Here is a 308-nt window from a genome sequence, read left to right as displayed (position 1 = left end):
GGTGCGGATCAGTTTATGCACCGATGCAATGGCAATCTTCTTATAGCCTCGGCTGTGGGAGGATTGTTTTTTGTTGTCGTAATAATCGGTGATATGACAAGGCTGAGATAACTTCGTTGATTCCATTTGACCGATAACTCGGTAAAGGATCTTTCTGGCAATATGATTGCCATGTTTGGTAATACCTAAATGGTTATCCATTTCTCCTGATTGGTAGCGTCCTGGATCAATGCCAATAAAAGCATCTATTTGAGCTGAAGTATCAAATCTGCGTAAATCGCCTAATTCCGCGATTAATCTTAAAGCAG

Annotated in this window: 1 protein-coding gene; it reads right to left on the bottom strand. The window is 40.9% G+C overall.

Translation table 11 applies throughout. The features are described from left to right. Positions 1 to 308, bottom strand: a 308-nt coding sequence (locus FC77_RS07765; protein ID WP_156641864.1) for a transposase, incomplete at both ends; no start/stop codon positions are given.

It is taken from the genome of Lactobacillus acetotolerans DSM 20749 = JCM 3825 (assembly GCF_001436775.1).
GTDB classification, from domain to species: domain Bacteria; phylum Bacillota; class Bacilli; order Lactobacillales; family Lactobacillaceae; genus Lactobacillus; species Lactobacillus acetotolerans.
This window is presented reverse-complemented; position numbering and strand designations above follow the sequence as displayed.